Origin of the sequence: Megasphaera sp. AM44-1BH (assembly GCF_003467125.1) — a bacterium.
Classification (GTDB): Bacteria; Bacillota; Negativicutes; order Veillonellales; family Megasphaeraceae; genus Megasphaera.
On record NZ_QSFA01000016.1, the window covers coordinates 1 to 229 of the forward strand.

At 52.8% G+C, this 229-nt stretch carries 1 rRNA gene; it reads left to right on the forward strand.

The annotated features are described in order from the left end of the window. Positions 1 to 104 precede the first annotated feature (104 nt). A 5S ribosomal RNA gene (rrf, locus tag DW949_RS10255) occupies positions 105 to 221 on the forward strand. Positions 222 to 229: the final 8 nt, after the last annotated feature.

Here is a 229-nt window from a genome sequence, read left to right on the forward strand (position 1 = left end):
GTACGGAGCGGACCGGTACTAATAGACCGAGGACTTGACTTAAGCAGTACGTTAAGAAAGAGCGTTTTCTATACAGTTGTCAGGGCACGACCCTGACAAAAGAATTCAGTGGCGATAGCTGCGGGGATCCACCTGTTCCCATGCCGAACACAGCAGTTAAGCCCGCAAACGCCGAAAGTACTTGGGGGGAAGCCCCCTGGGAGGATAGGAAGCCGCTGATTAGGGAAAA